The 22,458-nt window shown below is 63.8% G+C and carries 21 protein-coding genes; 11 read left to right on the top strand and 10 right to left on the bottom strand.

The window, feature by feature from the left end:
• The first annotated feature begins 200 nt into the window (after positions 1-200).
• The 4 genes from D8676_RS07245 (at position 201) to D8676_RS07230 (ending at position 4,315) form a co-directional block, all read left to right on the top strand.
• Entirely contained in the window at positions 201-1,127 is a 927-nt protein-coding gene (locus D8676_RS07245) for a ChbG/HpnK family deacetylase (protein WP_121580163.1), read from the top strand.
• 80 nt (positions 1,128-1,207) lie between these two features.
• Positions 1,208-2,188: a sugar ABC transporter substrate-binding protein gene (locus D8676_RS07240; RefSeq protein ID WP_121580162.1), complete on the top strand. Its 981-nt coding sequence runs from the start codon at positions 1,208-1,210 to the stop codon at positions 2,186-2,188.
• A gap of 136 nt (positions 2,189-2,324) precedes the next feature.
• The gene (locus D8676_RS07235; protein ID WP_121580161.1) at positions 2,325-3,497 is read left to right on the top strand and encodes an ABC transporter permease; all 1,173 of its coding nucleotides are present in this window, start codon (positions 2,325-2,327) and stop codon (positions 3,495-3,497) included.
• Positions 3,494-4,315, top strand: a complete 822-nt coding sequence (locus tag D8676_RS07230) for an ATP-binding cassette domain-containing protein (RefSeq protein ID WP_121580160.1) — start codon at positions 3,494-3,496, stop codon at positions 4,313-4,315. Before D8676_RS07235 ends, D8676_RS07230 begins: the two co-directional genes overlap by 4 nt.
• Positions 4,316-4,360: 45 nt before the next feature.
• Here D8676_RS07230 and D8676_RS07225 read toward each other — a convergent pair whose 3' ends face one another.
• On the bottom strand, positions 4,361-5,056 hold the full coding sequence (locus D8676_RS07225; protein ID WP_121580159.1) for an MOSC domain-containing protein: 696 nt from the start codon (positions 5,054-5,056) through the stop codon (positions 4,361-4,363).
• Between the two features lie 431 nt (positions 5,057-5,487).
• Here D8676_RS07225 and D8676_RS07220 point away from each other — a divergent pair, with 431 nt between their 5' ends.
• The 7 genes from D8676_RS07220 to D8676_RS07190 all read left to right on the top strand — a co-directional run bounded on the left by D8676_RS07220 (position 5,488) and on the right by D8676_RS07190 (position 12,117).
• Positions 5,488-6,228 (top strand): FadR/GntR family transcriptional regulator, encoded by a 741-nt coding sequence (locus D8676_RS07220; protein ID WP_121580158.1) that lies wholly within the window; start codon positions 5,488-5,490, stop codon positions 6,226-6,228.
• A gap of 94 nt (positions 6,229-6,322) precedes the next feature.
• Positions 6,323-7,234 carry a substrate-binding domain-containing protein gene (locus tag D8676_RS07215; RefSeq protein WP_183097014.1) on the top strand — a complete coding sequence of 304 codons (912 nt, stop codon included), beginning with the start codon at positions 6,323-6,325 and terminating at the stop codon, positions 7,232-7,234.
• A 99-nt stretch (positions 7,235-7,333) separates the two neighbouring features.
• Positions 7,334-8,341, top strand: coding sequence for an ABC transporter permease (locus tag D8676_RS07210; RefSeq protein ID WP_245426653.1), 1,008 nt, complete (start codon positions 7,334-7,336; stop codon positions 8,339-8,341).
• Positions 8,338-9,096: an ATP-binding cassette domain-containing protein gene (locus tag D8676_RS07205; protein WP_121580155.1), complete on the top strand. Its 759-nt coding sequence runs from the start codon at positions 8,338-8,340 to the stop codon at positions 9,094-9,096. Before D8676_RS07210 ends, D8676_RS07205 begins: the two co-directional genes overlap by 4 nt.
• A gap of 8 nt (positions 9,097-9,104) precedes the next feature.
• The gene (locus D8676_RS07200) at positions 9,105-10,007 is read left to right on the top strand and encodes an SMP-30/gluconolactonase/LRE family protein (protein WP_121580154.1); all 903 of its coding nucleotides are present in this window, start codon (positions 9,105-9,107) and stop codon (positions 10,005-10,007) included.
• Positions 9,892-10,806, top strand: a complete 915-nt coding sequence (locus tag D8676_RS07195; protein WP_348629004.1) for an SDR family oxidoreductase — start codon at positions 9,892-9,894, stop codon at positions 10,804-10,806. The genes D8676_RS07200 and D8676_RS07195 overlap by 116 nt, the downstream gene beginning before the upstream one ends.
• 36 nt (positions 10,807-10,842) lie before the next feature.
• Positions 10,843-12,117 carry an amino acid deaminase gene (locus D8676_RS07190; RefSeq protein WP_121580152.1) on the top strand — a complete coding sequence of 425 codons (1,275 nt, stop codon included), beginning with the start codon at positions 10,843-10,845 and terminating at the stop codon, positions 12,115-12,117.
• A 110-nt stretch (positions 12,118-12,227) separates the two neighbouring features.
• Here the strand turns inward: D8676_RS07190 and D8676_RS07185 are convergent, their stop codons facing one another.
• The 9 genes from D8676_RS07185 to D8676_RS07145 all read right to left on the bottom strand — a co-directional run bounded on the left by D8676_RS07185 (position 12,228) and on the right by D8676_RS07145 (position 22,454).
• Positions 12,228-13,664 (bottom strand): APC family permease, encoded by a 1,437-nt coding sequence (locus tag D8676_RS07185; RefSeq protein WP_121580151.1) that lies wholly within the window; start codon positions 13,662-13,664, stop codon positions 12,228-12,230.
• Positions 13,665-13,784: 120 nt separating this feature from the next.
• A complete protein-coding gene (locus D8676_RS27235) occupies positions 13,785-14,948 on the bottom strand; it encodes a LysR substrate-binding domain-containing protein (RefSeq protein ID WP_210210709.1) in 1,164 nt (387 codons plus the stop codon).
• A gap of 8 nt (positions 14,949-14,956) precedes the next feature.
• A complete protein-coding gene (locus D8676_RS07175; protein WP_121580150.1) occupies positions 14,957-16,297 on the bottom strand; it encodes a glutamine synthetase family protein in 1,341 nt (446 codons plus the stop codon).
• Positions 16,287-16,973, bottom strand: a complete 687-nt coding sequence (locus D8676_RS07170; protein WP_121580149.1) for a TetR/AcrR family transcriptional regulator — start codon at positions 16,971-16,973, stop codon at positions 16,287-16,289. Before D8676_RS07170 ends, D8676_RS07175 begins: the two co-directional genes overlap by 11 nt.
• A complete protein-coding gene (locus D8676_RS07165) occupies positions 16,973-18,262 on the bottom strand; it encodes an alpha/beta fold hydrolase (protein ID WP_121580148.1) in 1,290 nt (429 codons plus the stop codon). Before D8676_RS07165 ends, D8676_RS07170 begins: the two co-directional genes overlap by 1 nt.
• Positions 18,263-18,266: 4 nt before the next feature.
• Positions 18,267-19,580: an acyl-CoA dehydrogenase family protein gene (locus D8676_RS07160; protein WP_121580147.1), complete on the bottom strand. Its 1,314-nt coding sequence runs from the start codon at positions 19,578-19,580 to the stop codon at positions 18,267-18,269.
• A gap of 22 nt (positions 19,581-19,602) precedes the next feature.
• Complete coding sequence (locus tag D8676_RS07155; RefSeq protein ID WP_121580146.1) at positions 19,603-20,655, bottom strand: peptidase M29; 1,053 nt, start codon at positions 20,653-20,655, stop codon at positions 19,603-19,605.
• A 113-nt stretch (positions 20,656-20,768) separates the two neighbouring features.
• A complete protein-coding gene (locus D8676_RS07150; RefSeq protein WP_121580145.1) occupies positions 20,769-21,407 on the bottom strand; it encodes a flavin reductase family protein in 639 nt (212 codons plus the stop codon).
• Positions 21,408-21,533: 126 nt separating this feature from the next.
• Positions 21,534-22,454, bottom strand: coding sequence for a fumarylacetoacetate hydrolase family protein (locus D8676_RS07145; protein ID WP_121580144.1), 921 nt, complete (start codon positions 22,452-22,454; stop codon positions 21,534-21,536).
• Between the last annotated feature and the right edge of the window lie 4 nt (positions 22,455-22,458).

Genomic DNA, 22,458 nt, shown 5'->3' with positions numbered 1-22,458 from the left:
GCTCCGCCTAGGCCAAGCGTACCTATCAGAATCCGCCGAAGTGGCTCTGTCTCGTGCTATAATTTCGCGGTTCCATCCCATCCAGTTGGGCAACGCCCCTGGCTGAACGCCATCGGCTAAACGGTTGGTTCCATGCTTTCGGGAACAGACTTCGGACGACCCGCGACGTATCCTTGCGTGCCAGGGAACGAGGCCCGGCGATGAGCGCGGCCGGATCCAGGCGCCGCATCGTGCTGCACGAAGACGATGTCGGCATGTGCCACGGCGCCAACACCGCCTTCCTGGAGCTGGTCAAGCTCGGTGCATGCAGTTCAGGCGCCGTCATGGTGCCCTGCCCCTGGTTCCTGGAAATCGCCGAGGCCGCCGCTGCCGACCCGGCGATCGACCTCGGCGTGCACCTCACGCTCAACGCCGAGAAGCGCCACTACAAATGGGGACCGCTGACGGCGCCCGGCCGCGCGTCGGGCCTCGTCGACGAACTCGGCTATTTCCATCCCGACGTCGCCACGACCCGGCGGCTCGCCCATTCCGATGCGGTCGAGGCGGAGCTGCGCGCGCAGATCGAGACAGCCTATGCGGCCGGCGTCGACGTCACCCATCTCGATGCGCATATGGGCTGCGCGCTCGCGCCGGAATTCTGCGACATCTATGTGAGGCTCGGCCTGGAATACCGGCTGCCGATCCTGCTTACCGGCACGATCGCCGCCTACAGCCCGAACGACAATCTGGTCGGCGTCACCGAGGCGGCGCACAGGAAGGGCGTCGACAAGGCGCGGGCGGCCGGCTTCGCGATCTTCGACGCCGCGGTTCAGACCACATGGAGCCGGCCGCGTTCAAAGCCCGCCGAGCCGGCCTACAAGGCGATCATCGAAGGCGTGAAGGAAGGCCTCACCTTCTTCTGCCTGCATTTCAATGCACCGGGCGAACTCGAACTCATCGAGCCGCGCTCGGCCTATATCCGCACCGAGGAATACGACCTGTTCCGCAGCGACGGTTTTCGCGGCTGGCTGCTGGCGCAGGATCTCGACATCGTCGGCATGCGGCCGCTGCGCGACGAACTGCGCGCCAGGCTGCCGACCGCAGGCAAAACCACCGGCAAGGAATTCGCACGGGGCAAGCGCGCATAGACGCGGTCCCCCGTTCGATCTGCGGCCAGCAGGCGCGCAGCAAGGGAACTGTCACTCAAACGGCAAATGGGAGACCGAACATGAAGCTGTTATCGAAACTTGCCATCGCCGCTCTCGTGTCGGCGAGCTTTGTCACGGGCTTTTCCGCCGGCGGCGCGCTGGCCGCCAACCTGAAGGAGACGAAGGACGTCCGCATCGCCTTCGTCGTCCACGGCTCCGCCTCCGACCCCTACTGGTCGGTGGTCAAGCGCGGAGTCGACGACGCCGCCGCGCTGACCGGCGCGACGGTCGAATACCACTCGCCGCAGGTCTTCGACGTGATCGAGCAGGCGCGCCTGATGGAGGCGGCGATCGCCACCAAGCCAGACGGCATCGCCGTGTCGATCGCCGACGCCGACGCGATGAAGAAATCGGTGCAGGCAGCACTCGCAGCCAACATCCCGGTCATCGTCGTCGATTCCGGCGAACTGACCGGCGAGGAGATGGGCACCACCCTCTATGTCGGCACCGTGTCGGAATATGATTCCGGCAAGAAGGCCGGCGAACGCCTCGCCAAGGACGGCATCCTCAAGGTCGTCTGCATCAACCACGAGGTCGGCAATGTCAGCCTGGACGACCGCTGCCGCGGGCTGAACGACGGGCTGAAGCCGTCGGGTGGCGGCACCGAGGTGGTCGCGGTGACGCCCGACCCGGCCGACATCACCCGCCGCACCGAGGCATACCTGTCAGCGCATCCCGACGTGCAGGCTGTCTTTGCCATGGGCGCGGGCGCCGCCAACCCGCTGATCCCGATGTTCCGCGAGAAGGAGCTGTTCGGCAAGCTGAAGCTCTATACCTTCGACATCAGCCCCGAAGTGCTGGATTCCGTCATCGCCGGCGAGATGGGCTTCGGCATGGATGCCCAGCAATATCTGATGGGCTACCTGCCGGTGATCTATCTGGTCGAGAATGCCACCCACGGCTTCTGGCCGATCAGCGATGCCTATACCGGCCCGCTCTTCATCGACACGCCCGACAAGGCCAAGGCCATGCTCGGTCTCGCCAAGGACGGGATACGGTAAACCGGGAGATCTGGCGGAGCATCCTTCCGCCAACGGACCTCCACCCTGGCCCCCTCCCCTACAAGGGGAGGGAATCGGGCCTTGCCGGCTGGTGGATATCAAGATCGCATTGCGCATCGAATAATTGGGGAGCCTAATGACGGCCGTGGAACAGCAGGTCCCGGATCTGACGTCTCAGGAAAACCGTTTCGGCATCAAGCCGAAGCGGGCGGGCGGGGCCGACGAACGGCTTGCCGCCGCCAACTGGTTCACGAAGCTGTTGCGCCGTCCCGAAGCCGGCGCAGCCGGCGGGCTGGTCGCCACGATCGTCATCTTCGCCCTGCTGCCGGGTGCCGCGAACCTCTATTCGCTGCAGGGCGCTATGACCTTCCTGACGCTGTCGGCGGAGCTCGGCATCATCGCCACCGCCACGGCGCTGCTCATCATCGCCGGCGAGTTCGACCTGTCGATCGGCTCGATGATCGGCTTCGCCGGCGTCGTCATCGGCCTCACCGTGCGCGAGCTCGGCTTCCCGCTGTGGGGCGGCATCGCGTCCGCCTTCGCCGTCGCGGTGCTGGTCGGCTATCTGAACGGCCTGATCGTCGTCAGGACCAGGCTGCCATCCTTCATCGTCACGCTCGCCTCGCTGTTCATCCTGCGCGGTCTGTCGATCGCCATCACCCGCGCCGTCACCGGCCGCACGCAGATCCCCTATATCCTCGACGACGTGCCCGACCCGGCCACCGCCGGCCTGTTCAACGGCCATGTCTTCACCGGCTTCTTCCGGTGGATGGCCGCCCAGGGCTGGATCGCCGCCCGCTCGGACGGCATCCCCTTCGTCACCGGCATCCCGGCCTCGATCGTCTGGTGGCTCGCCATCACCGCGGCCGCCGGATATGTGCTGACGCAGACCCGCTACGGCAACTGGATCTTCGCGACCGGAGGCGACCAGGAGGTGGCGAGGAATGTCGGTGTGCCGGTCGGGCGGGTGAAGATCAGCCTCTTCATCTGCACCGCCTGCGCCGCCACGCTGCTCGCCACCATACAGGTGATGGAAGCGGGCTCGGCCGACACCACGCGCGGCCTGCTCAAGGAATTCGAAGCGATCATCGCGGCCGTCATCGGCGGCGTGCTGCTCACCGGCGGCTACGGCACCGTCTACGGCGTGCTGTTCGGCTCGCTGATCTTCGGGCTGGTCCAGATGGGCATCTTCTACACCGGCATCGACACCGACTGGTTCAAGGTCTTCCTCGGCCTCGTCATCCTCGCCGCGGTGCTGGTCAACACCTACATCCGCACCAAGGCGCTCGGCGGAGGGCGCAGCCGATGAGCGCCCTCGTTCCCGCCATGGAGCTCAGCGGCGTCAGCGTCAATTTCGGCTCGGTCAAGGCGCTGCAGGACATCGACATCAAGGTCTATCCCGGCGAGGTGCACTGCCTGCTCGGCGACAACGGCGCCGGCAAGTCGACGCTGATCAAGGTGCTGTCCGGCGTGCACCGCCCGAGCCGGGGCCAGATCCTGGTGGACGGCAGGCCGGTCGCCTTCCGCAACCCGCGCGAGGCGCAGGCGATGGGGGTGGCCACCGTCTTCCAGGACCTCGGCATGATCCCGCTGATGTCGATCACCCGCAACTTCTTCCTCGGACGCGAGCCGACGAGAAGCAGCCTGCCCTTCTCCCGCATGGACAAGGAGCGCGCCAATTCGGTGGCCAAGCAGGCGATGGCCGATATCGGCATCGACGTGCGCGACCCGACCCAGGCGGTCGGCACGCTGTCGGGAGGCGAGCGCCAGTCGGTGGCGATCGCGCGCGCCGTGCATTTCGGCGCCAAGGTGCTGATCCTAGACGAGCCGACCTCGGCGCTCGGCGTCCACCAGGCCGCGATGGTGCTGAAATTCATCATCGAGGCGAGGATGCGGGGGCTCGCCGTGATCTTCATCAGCCACAACATCCACCACGCCTATCCGGTCGGCGATACTTTTACCCTGCTCAACCGGGGCAGGAACCGGGGCACCTACGCCAAGTCGGACATCTCGCGCGACGAGGTCGTCTCGATCATGTCGGGCGGCGAGGACCTCAAGGTGGTGGAGGCCGAAATCGAGGCGCTGCTGGCGTCGATTGCCGCGCAACGTCCGGCGGCGGCCTTGTGATGCTCGCGAGGTTCCCGGATCGGCTGCGGTCAGTCGCTGCCAGCGTCAGGTGCCGGCGAGCCGGGGAGCGGTGTCCTCGACATAGCCGGAGACGGACTTCCGCCTAAAACCTTCGCGCCACGACGTCGACAACTCCTCGATCATCGCCAGGCGCCCGGCCTCCGCCGGATCGAGCTTCGGATCGAACCGGGCCGCTATCACCACCGGGAGGGGCCATTCCGGCTGCGGGCGCTCGGCCAAGGCGACCGGGGCGCCGGCCTCGACGTACCCTTCCTGCAGGACGCGATAATACCAGCCGGTGCGGCGGGATTTCTGGAATTGCGCCGCCATGTCCTCACGCTCGGTATGGGCGGACAGTTTCCAGCAGGGCTGGCGGCCCTGCGATATCTGAACCACCGCCTCGCCGAGCTGGAGGACGTCGCCTATGCAGAGCTGTTCCTCGGTCAGCCCGACGGTGGAGACGTTCTCGCCAAATCCGCCCGGCGCAAATTTCCCGACACTGTCCGGCATCCTTTCCCGCCAGAACGGGTAGTGGTCGGCGGCGTAGTGGTGCAAGGCCTTTTCGGGACCGCCGTGGACGGTAAGGTCGGCCTGCTCGTCGCCGCGAAGTCCAAGCTTTGTCAGCCAGATCCTGCCATCTACCTTTTGCTTGGCAATGGCGCTCGCAGGCCTGCCGTCCCAGCGTGTCACGGCTTTGCCGACGAAGATGGGACCCAGAACCAGATCAGCAGGAAACGACATCCTGGCTCAATGCCAGCCGAACCCGTCAATGTCATGGCCCAGCGATAGCATACGCCTTAGCCAGGAACTCCGAGCAGCCAAAATGCTCAAGCAAGAGATGTGCGCCAGCGACGTGAGGGGCGGCTCCGCTGCCGAACGCTCAACCGTAGGTTTGCGGTTTCGGTCGTAAAGATCCGCGTATTCGTCCCACGAAATAAAGCATCGGCGCTTCGGCGCCTTTTTTCAACCTGGACCACAACACGGTCGCCCGGTGTCACCCCGGCCATGCCAAGACGTCGGCGATATGAGCCAACACGTCAAGCATCTCGCCATAGATCCGGACCCTGACCTCGGATGTTTCGATAAAAGGGCTTCGTTGATGTGATCGCATTCCTCCGGGCTTGACAGCCGCCGCAACTATCTGGTCTGCTGGTCTGACCACGAGGTTGCGAATGAAACTGGCTCCCATAGAAAAGTCGACCACAGCACACAAGGCGGCCGACCAGATCATCAAGCTGATCCTGCAAGGCGTCTGGAAGCCGGGCGATCAGTTGCCGTCCGAGCGCGAGATGGTTGAGCAGTTGTCCGTCGGCCGCTCCACGGTCAGAGAGGCGCTGCAGATTCTCTCAACCCTCAATGTCGTACAGATCGTCCCCGGCCAGGGTAGCTTCATCAAGAACGTCGGAGCCGACGACCTCTTCCGGCCTGACCTGATCAGCCTGCTGATCAACGACGCCGCAGTGCTCGACCTCATCGAGGCGCGGGAGATGATCGAGCCCCAGACGATCCGCTACACCTGCCTGCGTATCAGCAACGACCAGATCGCGGCGATCGAACGTCTGCTCGACGGGCACGAGGAGGCTCTCAAGGCCGGCCGCGATGTCGCGGAACCGGCAATGCGCTTCCACATCATGCTGGCGGAAGCGTCAGGCAATCCTGTCTCGCTCGCCTTCATCCGGTCGATTCTCGAACTGCTGCAGGCGCATCGCTGGCGCGACAATCCCGAGGAGTTCAAGCAACGTGAGTTGCGGGAGCATCGCGAACTGCTGAGCCTCGTCCGCATGCGTGATGGCGATGCCGCTGCTGCCTACCTCGTCCGCCATATCGTCGACTCAGCGATGATCGACGCATCCGACCGTAAGGGTCAAAACGCCCGCCGGACCACCTTGGACACTACCGATACTCCAAGCTGAACCTCAAACGAAGAAGGGAACCAGAATGACACGCCAATTCGGAGAAAGATTTGTTCGCGCATCGCGCTTACGCGCGCTCGCGGCTTCGCTGCTAATGTTGGGGACAGTGCAGTCCGCGCCGGCCCTCGCACAGGACGAGAGCGTCGACGTCACCTTCATCATCTACACGGCGGCCGGCGATCCGTTCTGGGATCCGGTGATCACCGGGGCGAAGGAGGCTGCCGCCGATCGTGGCGTAAACCTCGACATACAATATGGTGACAGCGATCCTGTGAAGCAGAACAATCTGCTTGAAACCGCGATCACCAACGGCGTCGACGGCATAGCAGTGGTCAACTACCTGCCGGATGCCTTCACCGACAATATCGCCAAGGCGCGGGCCGCGGGCATCGGCGTCGTCACCTTCGACACGGACGATCCGCGCCCCGGCGCGACGGAGAGCCAGGCCTATGTGGGCCAGGACTTCTTCGCGGCGGGCCAGCGCATCGCGAAGCGCATGATCGAAGCGGGCAAGCTCAAGAGCGGCGACCATGTCGTGGCTCCCGTGGAGGATCCTGATGCCTTCTACGGGACTGAGCGCTATCGCGGGATCAAAGCTGTCCTCGACGAGGCCGGCATCACGTCGGAGCGCCTTGACGCTTCTCCAACGATGGCAACCGCGCTGACCCGCATCTCGCAATATCTCGTCGGCAATCAGAACACGAAGGCCGTCATCGGCCTCGGCAGCGTCGTCACCGAAGTCGCGCCCCAAGCGGCCAAGGAGGCAGGAGTAGAAATCGCCGTTGGCGGTTTTGACCTCAGCCCGGGCATCATCGATGCCATCCTCGGCGGCAGCATGGTCGCCACGGTCGACTCCGGCGCCTACTACGAGGGCTACATGCCGGTAGTGATGCTCCACTACTACGCCAAGTACGGTATCCCGCCGTCCAGCATTCCCATTGGCGGCACTGTGATCGATGCCAGCAATGCCGAACTCGTCAAGGAATTTGCGGGCACTTACCGCTAGTTCCTTAAAGGGTGCCGGCGGTTTCCGCCGGCACCTTTTCGACAGACTTACGCGACGGCGTTCCAGCCGCTTCCCTCCTGCCCGTTTTTGGTTTCATCGATGGCCGACATATCCACGACCCCGCCTGCAAAGGCGCCGCAAGGCAGCTTCAGGCGTCTGATGCGCGAGCCCATCGCGAATATCACGCTCCTCTTCATCTTGCTGCAGATCGTCTGCGTCCTCGTCGCGCTCGCCTATCCGAACGAGTTTCGATACCTCAGCGCCACGAATATCGGTCTTCTCATGAAGGCTATTCCCACCCTGGGGATCATAGCTCTGGGTGTCGGGATTCTCATGATCACCGGTGAGTTCGACCTGTCCGTGGGCTCCGTCTACACGCTTGCGGCCTATGTCGCCGCCATCGTCTTTACTGCCGGATATCCTGTGCTCATCGCAGTCGGATGCGCGCTGCTGGTAGGCATCGTCATCGGCGTCATCAACGGTCTGATCACCGTGCGCGCCGCGATCCCATCCTTCATCACGACGATGGGCAGCATGCTTGTCGTGCGCGGTATTGTGCGATGGCTTTCCGAATCGGGCTCCGTCTCCTTCCGTCCCTCGGCCGAGGTCGCAGCCATCTTCACCGGCTCGGTGGCCGGTATCGAGGCTCCGTTCATCTGGTTTATCGGACTGTCCGTTCTTGCCTGGATTCTTCTGCACCGTTCGAAACTTGGAAACCACATGTTCCTGGTCGGCGGCAACGAACGCACGGCTACGGCGGTCGGCATCGCCTCGCAGCGGGTCAAGGTGATCGCGTTCGCGCTCGCCGGCCTCGCCGCCGCGCTCGCAGGCGTCATCAGCATTGCCCGCGTAGGTACCGCAACGCCGGCCCAGGGCACCGGGCTCGAACTGCGTGCAATCGCCATCTGCGTCATCGGCGGCCTGGCTCTCAACGGCGGCCGCGGCACGGTGCTGGGCATCTTCGTCGGCGCCTGCCTCCTATACATGGTGGAGGACGTATTGCTGCTCCTGCGAGCACCAGGCTTCTACCTCGACGTGTTCGTCGGCGCGATCCTCGTGGGCGCCGTCATAATCAACACCTGGATGACGCGCCGGAGCAGCAAATGAACGCCATCGCCGAACAGGAACACGCCGCTCCGCTGCTCGAACTCAGGGACATCAGCAAGCAGTACGGCCACGTGGATGCTCTTACAAACGCGAGCTTCACCATCGGCCGCAACGAGGTGGTCGGCCTCTTGGGCGACAACGGCGCCGGCAAATCGACATTGGTGAAGATCATGTCGGGCGTCGAGTTCCCGACGAGCGGCAAGATCCTTCGCGACGGGAAAGAGGTCTCGATCCGCTCGCGCAAAGATTCGGAACGTCTCGGCATTGAGACGATCTACCAGGACTCCGCCTTGGTCGGATCGGCGTCGATCATGCGCAACTTCTTTGCCGGCCGTGAGCTGACGAGAGGGCTCGGTATCCTCAATACCGCACGCATGAACGAGATCGTCATGGATCAGCTGATGAACGTGGTGCGCATCTCGGGCATCAACTCTCCCGATATTCCGGTAGAGGCGCTTTCCGGCGGGCAGCGGCAGGCAGTCGCCATTGCTCGTGCGGTCTACTTCAAGACAGCAATGCTGCTGCTCGACGAGCCGACAAGCGCGCTTTCGGTACGCGAGACGGACAAGCTGCTTGCCCATCTCTCCGAACTCAAGGAAGAGGGTGTCTCCGCGGTCTTCATCACGCACAATCTTTATCACGCTTACGAAAGCTGCGATCGCTTCACGATCCTTTCGCGCGGCAGGGTGATCCGCAATCTTGCCAAAGCCGAGACAAGCGTCAGTGAACTGAACGACATCATCGTCAAATACTAGGCATTCTCATGAACGTGCGTTGCATTCACGAATCCAGGTCCGTCCTTGGAGAGGGAGCCCTGTGGTCGGCTGACGAAGGGTTGCTCTACTGGATCGACCAGATGCGGCCCGAACTGCATCGCTTCGATCCGGTCGGGCTGACGGACGAAAAGCTGGATGTTGGGCCATTGCCTGAACAACTCGGCGCGCTGGTGGCGCGCCGAGCGGGCGGGTTCGCGCTGGCGGGAAGCGACGGGGTGTCACTAGTCGATTTCAAACAGGGCTCACGGCGGCCATTCGTGAATCCGATCGCCGACATGCCGCGCGCGAGTTTCAACGATGCCAAATGCGACCGCCAAGGCCGCCTCTGGGCGGGAACCACCGACCGCCTGGAGACCGACAAATTCGGCCGCCTCTTTTGCATAGAGGCGGACGGCAGTGTGCTGCCTGTGAATGACGGCTACGTCTGTTCCAACGGTCCGTCTTTCAGCCCGGACGGGCGGAGGATGTATCACACACGCAGCCAGGACCGCGAGATCTGGGCTTACGACATCGACCCCGCCACCGGGGCAGCGTCCAGAGGCCGCGTGTTCGCAACCGTCGATGAGCGGCACGGTATTCCGGACGGGTCGACCGTAGATGCAGAAGGATATCTCTGGTCCACCCACTGGGGCGGCTGGCGGGTCACCCGGTATCGGCCGGACGGAACGGAAGACCGCGTCATAGAGATGCCGGTCAAGAGCCCGACAAGCTGTGCGTTTGGCGGGCCGGATCTAGGCACTCTGTATGTCACATCAGCCTCGATCGACATGATCGATGGCAAGTGGGTCTACATGGACGAGGCCGGTTTCGAGAAGACCCCACTGGCGGGCGCGCTTTTCGCGATCGACGTCGACGTCCCTGGCGTCCTCGAAACACCTTTCGCCGGCTAGGGAGGGAACAATCATGTCTGGTGTATCACAAAAAGGCAGGGTAGCTCTCGTTACCGGTGCAGGCCGCGGCATCGGCCTCGCGATCGCACAGAAGCTGTCGGACGATGGTGCGGCGGTGGTGATCATCGACCGCGACGCCGACCTCGTCGGCGAGGTACGAGAGAAATTCGGGGACCGTCAGGTCCTCGCGACAACCGCAGACGTATCTTCCGCAGCCGACATGGAGCGCGTCGCAGCCGAGACGCTTAAAACGTTCGGCCGAATCGACGTGCTCTGTCCGAACGCCGCCGTCTTCGACAGCGCACCGCTCGACACGATGGAGGAGGCGCTCTGGGATCGGTTGATGTCCGTCAACCTCAAAGGCGTCTTTCTCTCCGTGCAGGCATGTCTGCCGGCCATGAAGGCCCAGCGCTACGGGCGCATCGTCGCGTCCTCTTCCATAACCGGAAACCGCACGGCAATCGCGGGCATGGCACATTATGCCTCCACCAAGGCCGGCATCAACGGATTCGTTCGCGCCTCGGCACTCGAGCTTGCGCCGTTCGGAATTTCCGTGAATGCGGTTGAGCCCGGGCACGTCATGACGGAAGGCGCCGGACCGATGTATGACGCGGATTTCAGGGCGGCGGTCGAGGCCTTCATTCCGATCGGCCGTTTCGCCGCGCCTGCCGACATTGCAGAAGCAGTAGCCTTCCTTGCCAGTGAACGGGCGGGCTACATCACCGGTCAAACGCTGACGGTCGATGGCGGCCTGACGTTGCGGGAATATCCCGCCGGATACCCAAAGACCCCGACGTAAACCGATAGCGTAGTGCCCCTACCGCAGAGAGTGGACATGGACACGACTATGCAGGCAGCTCCATCCGGGGCGCGTCTAAAAGACGTGTATGATTTCGAAGCAGACCTGAAGCCGCGCCCGGAAAACGGTGCATTGCCGTTGCCCATGCTGACGCTCGACCTCGAGGTCTACCGTTCAAACCGCGACGCCCTTCTGCGCTACGGCGCCGGTCATCACCTTCTGATCGCGCCGCACGTGAAGACAGCGATGCTCCCTAACCTTGCCGTTGATTTCGTCGAGGCCGGGGGATGGGGAATCACGGTCGCGGACGTGCGCCAGGCGACCGTCATGGTCGACGCCGGAATAAAGCGGGTCCTGATTGCAAATGAAGTCGGGGGAATTCACGGCGCGCGTCATTTCGCACTGCTCGCAGCGGCCCACCCGGACGTTGAATTTTTTGTCTTCGCCGATTCAGTCGATACGGTGGAGGCGCTAGCCGTCGCATGGCAGGAGGTGCGTCCGGCCCGCTGCGCCGCGGTGCTGTTGGAGTTGGGCGCTGGCCGCGCGGGCGCTCGCAACCTCGACGCCTTTGCCCGCGTAGTCGATGCGGCGATCCGTGCAGACAAGAACGGCGACATTCTGTTAGCTGGTGTCGCAGCATATGAGGGCGCCGCAGCCACCGGCGACATGAACGATGCCGTTCACCGCGTCGACACGTTGTTGTCCTTGCAAGGCCGCGCTCTCGAATATCTGAGGCAGTCCGTGGGGCCCAACCGTCGCCTGATAGTGACTGCGGGAGGCTCGATGTATCTTGACCGCGTTGCTGCTCTCTTGGGGCGAACCGTCGAGCTGGATGAGAATGCCGACCTGATCATACGGCCGGGTGCAATTCTGTTCAGCGATCATGGGCTCTACGAGCGCGCCTTGACGGCGATGGGGGCACGACACGGTTTCGCACAAGCCGATGTCTCCGATATAGGTCCCTTCCGTCCGGCGCTGCGCGTGTGGGCGGAGGTCTTGTCGCGACCGGAGTCGGGCTTGGCCATATGCGGCATGGGCATGCGCCACGCCTCCTACGACGCGGGCTTGCCGCGCGCATTGCGCGTATTCCGAGACGGTGTGGATCAGCAGCTAGATACTACGGACATCATCGTAACACGGCTCAACGATCAGCATGCGTTCTTATCGGCCCACGACGTGGACCTAAAAGTGGGTGATATAGTTGAGTTCGGAATCTCTCACCCGTGCACATGCATGCATCTGTGGCGAACGGTGCGAGTACTCGACGCTGAAGGAAACATTTCCGGTCAGATGTCTACCAATTTCGATTAAGCCGGCCGGCGGCGAATTTACACTCGCCATCTTCCGCATTGAATGGCGACGTCCCCGCCGAATTTGCCCGGGCTGTGCGGCAGGTGTGCTCCAGCCCGGGCAAAATTCGCTCAGTTCCGGTTCTGCCCCATGGCGGCGAAGCGGGCGGGATCTGCTTTTTCCAGCCGGACCGCCAGGAGGTAGCCGACGATTGCGGCCGCCGGAATCAGGCAGGGCAGGATGATGCCGAGCGCACCGCCTGTCGTGCCGGTCAGGTCGCCGAAGTTCAGGAAGATGTAGACGAACAGGGCGGCCATGATCAGCGCCGACAGAGCGGGCAGGAGCCTGGTCGTCAGCGCCGATGCCTTCAATTGCCTGCGGCCGAAATATGCGATGACCGCGACGGACGTGACGATCATCATGCCCAGGATGCCGAGCGTCCCCACCTGGCTGATCCAGGTGAACAGGTTGAGCACCGGATCGAGGCCGAGCCCGGCGAAGATCGCCACGACGACCAGCGCGCCGACGGTCTGCACCACGGAGCCGATATGCGGGCTCTGGTGGTCGGAATGCGTGCGTCCGAAGGCGGCCGGCAGCAGACCTTCGCGACCCGCGACGTAGCTGTAGCGGGCGATGTAGTTGTGGAAGGCCGAAAGCGCCGCAAAGAGGCTGGTCACGAGCAGTATCCCGGCGATCGCCGGTATCGGCCCGCCGACATATTCGCCCGCCAGGTTGAAGAAAAAGGCGGACGGATCGGGAAGCGCCTGGAGCGTCGGGACGAGATTTTCGGCGCCGACGCCCGCGATCATCAGCCATGTGCTGAAGACGTAGAAGACGCCGATCATCAGCACGGACAGATAGGTCGCGCGCGGAATGGTCTTTTCAGGCTCGCGGGCTTCCTCGGCATAGATCGTCGTTGCCTCGAAACCGATGAAGGAGCCCAGGCAGAACAGCACCGCGATGGTGAGTGAACCGGAGAAGATCGCGCTGGTGTCGAAGATATTGACCGAAAGACCGTTCGGGCCGCCGCCCTTGCCGATGATCGCGAAGTCGACGATCAGGACGATCAGGTATTCGAGCGCGACAAGGACGACCATCACCTTGGCGGAAAGGTTCACCTGCCGGTAGCCGAGGATACCAAAAAGGAGGATGGCGATCAGGCTCCATCCCCACCAGGGCAGGACGATGCCGAATTCGGCGAAGACGCCCGATGCTATGCCGCCAAGCAGGCCGATCAGGCCGAATTGCATGGCGTTGTAGGCAACAAGCGCAACGATGGCGATCGCGCCAGCCGTGCGCCCGCCAAGCCCGTGCGCGGCATAGGCGTAGAAGGCGCCCGCATTGGTGACATAACGCGACATCGCCACATAGCCGGCCGAGAAGGCGAGCATCAGGAGCGTCACGAAGATGAAGGTGGCGGGAATGCCCGCCCCGTTCCCGAGCAGGAAGGCGATCGGCATGGCGCCGGCTATGCCCGTCAGCGGCGCCGCCGCCGATATCACCATGAAGGTGACGGCGATGAGCCCCAGCGAATTCTTGCGAAGTTGATTGGTCCCCTCGATACTCATGTCCACGATCTCCCTTTGAGTTCAGTTCCCCTCGGCCGGCCGTTCGGTCCGCGCCCTCTGCTCCCGGCGTCGAGCGCCGTATTCACCTGCCCGTAGCCGCCGGGCCTGTCGTTTCCTCTCTCACCCGGCTCTGATGCGGGCCGTAAAATGGGTGCGGCATCGCGCCACGAAATCCTCCACCAGCGGGCCGCGGCGGTCCGCCTGCTGCGCAAGGGCGATGACGGCGCCTTCCGGGAATTCCTCCTCCAGGGGTATCGCCAGCATGGCCTTGCCGTCCGGACCCGTCTTCGTCTGCGGCTCCTGCGGGACGATGGAATATCCGAGGCCTTGCGCCACCATCCCCCGCACCATGGCGAACGAAGGCGACTGCAAACGCACGATGGGCTTCGAGCCGTGGCGGTCGAACAGCGCTGCGTTGGCCCTGCGGACCGAGGGATGATCCAGCAGGATCATCGGCTGTTCCGCCAGGTCGGCGAGGCGAAGGCTGGATTTCCCGGCCAGCGGATGGTCGACGCTCACCAGCACATGCGGGTCGGGCGGGCATATGGGCTCGACCGCGATGTCGGGGTCTTCCACGGAACCGAAGGTGATGGCCGTCTCGATGTTGCCGGCACGCATCTGCTCGACAAGATCGTCGTGATCGGCCTCCAGTAGGCGAAGATCGACGCTCGGCTTCCTGCTTGCGAAATCGGCGAACAGCGCCGGCACCAGCTCCGGGCCGAGCGTGATGAAGAAGCCGACGCGCAGCTGGTTCCCGGGAGAATGGCGCTGGTGGTCTTCAGGGGCTATCGGAATGGCGCGCCGGTAGCCCCGGTTGGCGTAGACCAGCGGCGAACGCTGGGCCGAGAGCTCGATCTGCTCGACCTCGCCGATGAAGATGAAATGCGTTCCCCAGAGCAGCGCGGTCTTCAACTCGCAGTCCAGTGCGACCACGGCACCGTCGATGATCGGCGCGCCGGTCGCGCCTGGATGCCAGCCGATCGCACCAAAACGATCCTCGTTCAGGTGTTTGAGCCGGCCGGAGAAAAGATCGGAGACGAAGCTCTGGTTGCCGCTCAGCACATTCGCGCAAAACCGCCGGTTGTTGCGGATCGCCTCGCAGGCGGGGCTGAGATGATGGACGCTGATCAGCAATGACGGCCTGGTCGTATCGGCCGACACCGAAGTCATCGACGATACGGTGACGCCGAACCGGCCCGCGTCGCCATCGGTGGTCACGACGGTGACCGCCGAGGCAACCCGGCTCATCCCTTCAAGGAAACGACTGCGGAGATCGGCGTCCATGGCAGGTCTCATCCCAGGTCGAAGAACCGCTCCAGCTCCACGTCGGGAACCTTGCGACGGAATTCGTCGTATTGCCCCTGACGGGTTGAGGTGAACGCCTCGACGAAGCGCTCGCCGAGCCAGTCCTTTGCGAACGCCGATCCGCGCAATCGCTCGATCGCCTCGGGCATCGAGCGGGCGAAGTCGCGGGAAGGTTCCTGGGCATAACCCGAGCCGATGACTTCGTCGTCCGGCTCGATCTCGCCGAGAATGCCGGCGATGCCGGCGGCAATGGTGGCCGCGGTGGAGAGATAGGGGTTGGAGTCAGCTCCCGGCAGGCGGTTCTCCACCCTGAGCGATCCCGGATCATGGCCGACAAGACGAAAGCAGGTCGTGCGGTTCTCGAAACCCCATGTGAGGCCGGGCGGAGCGAAGGTGCCCGGCGCGAAACGCCTGTAGGAATTGACCGTCGGCTGGAACAGGAGCGTCATGTCGCCGACATAGGCCTGCAGGCCGCCGAGGAAGTGCCGGAAGGTGCGGCTGACGCCGTTCTTCTCGGCCGGATCCCAGAACAGCGACTTGCCGTCCTTGTCCTTCACGCTGATGTGCAGGTGTATCGACTGGCTGTCGGCCTGTTCGTTCCAGCGCGGCATGAAGGTGACCGACTTTCCCTGCCGCAGGGCCAGCGCACGGATGAAATTCTTCAAGAGGACCAATTGGTCGGCGGGCTCTATGCCCTCGCCGGCGGCGATGCAGGCCTCCATGAAGCCGGCGCCGATCTCCTCATGCATTTTCGCCAGGTCGATTCTCAGCGGTTCGCATATTCCGGCGACGGCCTCGTACCACTCAGTCTGCACGACCTGGTAGAGAACGAGGTCGTGGCTGGCATGCGCCGTCGCCGTCTTGAGGTTGCGATAGCCCTTGGCTCTCGCGCTTTCCGGCGTCTCGTCGAACAGCGTGTATTCGAGCTCCATCCCGTATTTCGGCACGAGCCCAGCGTCGGCGGCGCGCGCAAGGACCGACTTCAGGATCGCGCGGGGGCATATCTGCGCCGCGGCACCGGTGTAGTTCGACAGGACCAGAAGATCGTAGCCGGGCTTCGACCATGGCAGCCGCCTGGCGGAGGCCGGATCGACCTGCAGGGGATCGTCGTGGAAATCGCCCTTGTCGTCATTGACGCCGGGGATCGTCAGCATGGCGTCGGTGGGATCGAGCGCCAGCTGGGCCGGCGCCATGCCCATGCCGTTCTTCATGATGCCCTTCAGGCTGCCCACGGATACCATCTGCCCGCGCAACAGCCCGTTCGTGTCGGTCATCGCGACCGTGGCGAAACGGCTGGCGGGGTCCGCCAGATAATCCTCAGCTGTCATGTCTGACCTTCCTGGAGGTGGCGCCGATGCATCGTTCGAGTTCAGCGATATCGGCCTGGGATCGGGTGGAATAGGCCTTGAGAAAAACCCTGAGGCCGTTGTGGATGAAGCGGGCAACTTCGCCGCGCGTCGGCGGGTTGTCGGGCATGTAGAGCGCCTGGTTGCGGGGCGCCGAGAGGATCAGGCCCCATAGATCCTGCGCGGTCAACTCGGTGTCCTCGAAAGCCAGCCGCCCGGCCTTCTTCTGGTCGTCCAGATAGTCCATGATTCCGCGCAGCAGCCGGTCCGGGCCGGATGCCTGATAGGCGTGGCCGATCTCGGGAAAACGCTGCACCTCGCCGATGATCAGGCGAGCGAGCGACAGCATGTCGGGGCGCAGAACCGTGTCGGCGTAGGCCCAGGAAAACTCCAGCAGCTCGGCCACCATTCCTCGCGGCGACGGATGCTGGAAAGCGTCGAGCATGTGGTCGCGCTCGACGAGCATCATCGCCTCGAACAGCGCTTCCTTGGATTCGAAATATTGATAGAGGGTGGGCTTCGACAGGCCGGCCTCGACGGCGACGACGTCCATCGTCGCACCCGAATATCCGGTTTCGGCAAAGACCTTCCTTGCGGCTTCGAGGATACGCCGCTCGCGCTCGATCCTGTTCTGTTGCCGCTTGGGAAGCGCGGTCATCACCGCAGCCTCGCCAGAAACTCGAGCAGGACCCGGCTGTACGCTTCAGGCTGCTCGACATTGCAGACATGGCCCGCATCGGCGATCGTCTCGTAGCGCACGTCCGGATGCTTCGCCTGCGCCAGGATACGTTCGGCCACTCCCCTGATCTCGGAGGGCGGCGCCAGACGGTCATGCTCGCCGGTCATCATCAGCACCGGCATGTTCAGGCGCGCAAAGTCGAAGCGCTCGCGCGGATTGGTGAAGCAGACCAGCGCATCGCGATAGGTGGCCGCGGGGATGGCCGCCATCGAGGCGAGCAATTCCGCCTTGACCGCCTCGGAGGCGTTGGGGCCGGCCAAAACCTTCACGACGGCCGGCGCGAAATCGGCTGGCGTCTGGCCGGCATTCAGCGGCACTTCGCGGCTGACGCGAAAGGCCTCGCGTTCTTCGGGACCGGCCTCGGACATTCCCGTGCAGCCGCCGGACAGAACCAGCCCCACCAGCTTTTCCGGATAGCGCATGGCAAAGGACGTCGCGATCCAGGACCCGTAGGAGAGGCCGGCCAGAACCAGACGATCCGCACCCAGCTTTTCCATCACCCGCAGGATGTCGTCGCAATAGTCGTCGACCGTCGATTGATGCCGACCGAGCGCGCTGCCGCCATAGCCGCGCAGATCGAGTGCGGCCGCACGCGTCGCGCTCCCGGCAACAGCGAGCTGGGGCAGCCAGTTGCCGCGCGCCCCACCTATCCCATGCAGGAAGAGGCAGAGAGGACCGGGAGCTTGAGGCGTGACGGTCAGCGCAAGGCGCGGCTCGGAATCGATGATGATGTCAGCCGTCGGAACCGGCGCGGGCAAGGGTTTCGCCACTTGCGTTACGCCAGTCTTGCCGACCGCTTCCGCCAGCGCCGCGAGGCCGCTTTCGAAGACGGCTTTGGTGCCCGCGCAGATCGCGTCGAGGCGTGGGCTGTCGGCCTCGACCACGGCGCTCCAGCGTACCACGCTGCCGCTGTCCTCGGTGCCGTCCACCTCGATACGAGCGTCATAGGCCCGGGCGCCTTCGATACCCTCCAGATGGGTGTATCCAAGCGTTCGGTCGCTGTCGCTCAGCCATGTCAGCCGCTCGCGATAGAGCGTATCCTCGCCATGTACCGTGAAGGCGCGGACAACGGCGCCACGCTCATCCCTTTCGGCTCGGATCGAGGCTATCGCAGGATGCCACGCGCCGCAGAAATCGGACAATACGGACCAGACCGCCTCGGGCGAGGCGCTCAAGCTGCCGGTAGCTTCGACGGTCCCCCGCGCCATCGATCTAACGCAGGGACCGAAGCGTGCCGGAATCGCCGCGCCAGAGCGATGTGCGCGCGCCGCCCTCGTCTCCCGGAGCGCTGTCGATCTCGTCCATCTCGTAGAGCGAGAGGACGGCGATATAGTCCTCCATGATCTCCGACGTGTAGGGCAGCATCAGCGCACCGCAGCGGCTGTCCCGATACATGCGCTCCAATGGCAGGGACTTCAGCATCGACTGGCCGCCGCAGGTACGGATCGCCATCGAGGCCATTTCGGCCGCGCCCTCCATGACGTTGTACTGCGCCGCATACATGCGCAGCACCTCTGCCTTGCTCGGAAAGCCCTTAGCCTCGCTGAAGGCCTGCCACCACAGCGCACGGATGCTGGCGAGGCGGGCATACATCTTGCCGACGGCGACGCGCTTTGTCGCGTACATGCGCCGGTCGATCGGCGGCTGACCGGGGATATTGCCCTTCAGGTAGTCGACCATGAAGTCGAAGGCGCCCTGTGCCACGCCCATATAGGTGGGCGACAACGTCGCCATCATGTGCGGCCAGTTGGGCAGCGTCTTGCCGAAGATGCCGCGCGGCATCAGCATGTCCTCCTCGGTGACGAAGACATCCTTGAGGATGAGGTCGCGGCTGTTGGTGCCCCGCATGCCGAGCGGGTCCCAGTCGCCTTTCACGCTGAGGCCGGGCGCGTCCTTGTGCACCACGAACAGCATGGTGTCTTCGTGGCGGGGCTCCTGCCCCTCGAAGACCTCGGTGCAGACGATGGTGTAGTAGTCGCAATAGCCTGCGAGCGATGCGAACTTCTTGAACCCGTTGATCTTCCAGCCACCGTCGACCTTGCGGCACTGCGTCTGGTTGGGCTTCGAGGTCCAGTTCTGCCCGCCTTCCGAGATCGGCTGCGAATAGATCGCCTTCTCGGCGATGGCGCGGCGAAACTGTCGCTCGCGCAGCGGCGCGAATGCCGCCTTCTCCTCGGGCGTGAGGTTGGGCATCTCGTACATGAAGCGCGACCAGGCCATGGACGAATTGTGCATGTTGAAGGTGAGCGCAGTGGCGCCGCAATATTTGCCGATCTCGGCGCCGACCATGGCGTATTCGAACATCGAATAGCCCCAGCCGCCGAATTCCTCGGGAATGCAGAGGCCGAGGAAACCTTCGGCGGCCAGATCCCTGTAGTTCTCGACCGGGAACGATGCGTCGTCGTCTATCGACTTGGCGCGCGGCGCGAACTTATCGCGGCCGAGTTCGTTGACCAGCCGCAGCTTGGCCTGCACTTCGGGGCGGATGCGGGACAGATCGTAATAGTCGGCGATATCGCTGCTCATAAATCACTTTCTCCGGAGGGCGTCAGAGCGCCAGTTCGCCTTGCAGGACGCCGTCCTTGACGACGACGATCCCGTCCAGTGCGATCGTGCAGTTGCGCATCGGCAGGTCGAAATGACCGAGCGTGTAGCGGCCGGCATACTGGTTGGCGCCTGTCGACCACAGGAACGAGCCGGCCAGGGCGCGAAACTCGACGGCCTGCATGTCGCGCTTGTCGTACATGGCGGCCGAAACCCAGCGGGCGCGAGGATGCATGCCCCAGCCGACATGGCTCATGCCGTAGGCGTTGCGGTCGTTCCAGGCTTCCATGTATTCGCGGAAATGGATGGCATCGACGCCGTCGCCCTTGATCGAGGTCACGAAATCGTCCTCGACCGTGAAGTCGATGCGACTGGCCAGCGTCGTCTTGAACGTCAGGTTCATGTCGCCGACATCCATGACTATACGGCCGTTGACGCAGTTCTTGCCCGGGAAGGCAAGGCACAACCCGCCCGGCCAGTGCGCCACCGAACCCGGCGTCGTGCCGAAGCCGGGCGTGCCACCGCAAGGGGCGTTGCGGAGATCGATGACGAGATCGGTGCCGGCCGCGGAGGTGACGCGCATCTCATTGGCATCGCGCAGCAGCTGTATTCCGCGCGCCACCTTCGGACCGAGCTCCGCCGTCGGCTCGGTACGCTCGAGAATTTCAGGGTGTTCGTTGCAGATCACGAGCAGGCGGGTGCGTCCCGCGTCCTCGATCTCCGGCCACTCGGGCGCGTGGATCAGGCCCTCGACCGTGCAATCCACGATCACGTCGACGCGTTTCAGCGCTTCGATCACGGGGCGATTGCCCTGGATCGCCCAGGACGTTCCCGTGGATTTCACCGGCACCGGCGCGGTCTGGCGCGGCGTCGGCATCTGGATCATGCAGAATTCGGCGCCGAGGTCGTGAAGGGCGAGTTCCGAAAGATGGATGAGAACCGGACGCGACTGCGTCTCGGACAGGACCGCGACCTGCGTTCCCTTGCCGATACCGTTCAGCGCAAAGACGCGCCGGAAACAGTCCAGCCACCGCCCTTCGACGCGTTCCTGCAGCATCGCAAAACTCCCATTGACGATCCGTCGTTTTCGGATTTCTTTACTTGGGAGTTAAGTTTTCTGATTGGCCGCGCCTTGTCAATCAGGATTTGCGAAAATTCCTGTACGTTCGATTATTTTACCCGTCCTTCGGCGACCCAGTCGCTCCATTTCGGCCTTTCGAGATTGAAAGTGTCACGGCTGCGCACATAGCCGCTGCCATAGGAGCGGGCGACGAGATCCAGTTTCGGCGTGTCGACATAGGCTCGTTCGACGTCGAGGAGATAGTCGTCGTCGATGTGAACAACCAGAACCCGACCGATCGCCACCAGCTGCGCCGGACCGGTCTGCACCGAGGACAGCAATACGCATTCGAAGTTCACCGGGCTTTCTGCGATGCGTGGGGGCCTGACACGCGACGACGGCGACGTTGCGAGGTTGGCGAGCGCCAGTTCGTCAACACCGCGCGGCGCATCGACGGCGGTGACGTTCATCGCGCCGACGAGACGCTCGGGCACCAGATTGACGACGAACTCCTCGGTGTCGAGGATGTTGCGGGCCGTATCCTTGAAGCCTCGTTCCGGATCGGCAAGAATGCCGAGGGCAACCGTGGGCGGGGCCGATCCCATCACGTTGAAGAAGCTGAACGGCGCGGCGTTGATCGTCCCTTCCCGGTCCAGTGTCACGACCCAGGCGATCGGGCGCGGCATCACGGTCGCCGCCAGGAGCTTGTAGGCGTTTTGCGCCCCTACGTCGTCCAGATCGAAACGCATCAGCTTTTGCCTGTCGGGCAGTTGAGAGTCGGCATCTCCGGAACCGTCAGGAGACACACCTTGCTAGCGACCGGCGGATACGCAAGCAAGGCTGTCCGCAAAACCGAGGGCGGGACCGGCGTCCGCCTATTCGGGCGTCGCATCGACCACCGGATGCCGGAGCGTCCCGATACCTTCGACGCACGCCACGACGACATCGCCAGGCTTCATCCACTCCTGGGGACTGCGCCCGGCGCCGACGCCCTCCGGCGTACCGCTGGCGATGATATCGCCGGGCTCGAGCGTAATCCCCGACGAGATATCGGCGATCAGGTGGTCGACCTTGAACAGCATGTGGCGCGTGTTGGAGCGCTGCTTCTCGACGCCGTTGAGGGTCAGCCAGAGATCGAGCACCTGCGGATAGGGAATTTCGTCTGCGGTGACGATGCAGGGGCCGAACGGCGCGTAGGTGTCGAGGCCCTTGGAGAATATCCACTGCCCTGCGCGCCGGTTGTCGCGCGCCGAAACATCGATCATGACCGAATAGCCGAACACGTGACCCAACGCGTCCTCCCTGCGCACGCGGCGGGCCGTGGTGCCGATGATGACGGCAAGCTCCACCTCCCAGTCGAGCTGCTGCGTGATCCTGCCATTGTGCTCGATGCCGTCGCCCGGCCCGATCACGGCCGTCGGCGGTTTCGAGAAGATCACCGGCTGCTTCGGCAGTTCCTTGGCGGTGTCGAGCGACTTCGCACTTTCGGCGACATGCTCCACATAGTTCAGGCCGATGCCGAAGATGTTCTTGCGGGGACGCGGGATGGGAGCGAGCAGTTTCACATTCGCCAGCGCCGTCGCCGCTCCAGCGGGAAAACGTCCGCCTGCCGCATCGAGACACGCACGCAAGGTCTCCAGCCCCGGCCGTCCCGCATCGATCAGCCCCAGCATCGTGTCGGGCAGCCGGGCGCCTTGCGTCGTCCCAAGCGCCGCGACATCGACCACAAGGTCATCGACGAGGACGCCGAGCTTCGCCGCCGCCTCGACGGAGGCGCGATAGGTCACGAGTTTCATGCTT

It is taken from the genome of Mesorhizobium sp. YM1C-6-2 (assembly GCF_003666685.1).
In the GTDB taxonomy this organism is placed as follows: Bacteria; Pseudomonadota; Alphaproteobacteria; order Rhizobiales; family Rhizobiaceae; genus Mesorhizobium_K.
This window is presented reverse-complemented; position numbering and strand designations above follow the sequence as displayed.